This is a genomic window from Ignatzschineria sp. PL_is040, assembly GCF_055813795.1.
This window is the reverse complement of the sequence record NZ_JBVPGU010000064.1, coordinates 1-223: the sequence shown is the minus strand read 5'-3', so window position 1 is coordinate 223 and position 223 is coordinate 1. Positions and strand designations below refer to the sequence as shown.

1 rRNA gene is annotated in these 223 nt (G+C 47.5%); it reads right to left on the bottom strand.

The window, feature by feature from the left end:
* Positions 1 to 223 (bottom strand): 23S ribosomal RNA (locus AC0SAP_RS10440); the annotation flags it as partial.

The following is a 223-nucleotide window of genomic DNA, read 5'->3' as shown; positions in this document are numbered from 1 at the left end:
TCACCCTGCTCCGATTAACGTTGAACAGGAAACCTTGGTCTTTCGGCGTGCGTGTCTTTCACACGCATTAACGTTACTTATGTCAGCATTCGCACTTCTGATACCTCCAACGGCTCTTACGAGTCCATCTTCACAGGCTTACAGAACGCTCCCCTACCACATATATTTTAAAATATACATCCGCAGCTTCGGTATATCGCTTGAGCCCCGCTAAATCTTCCGC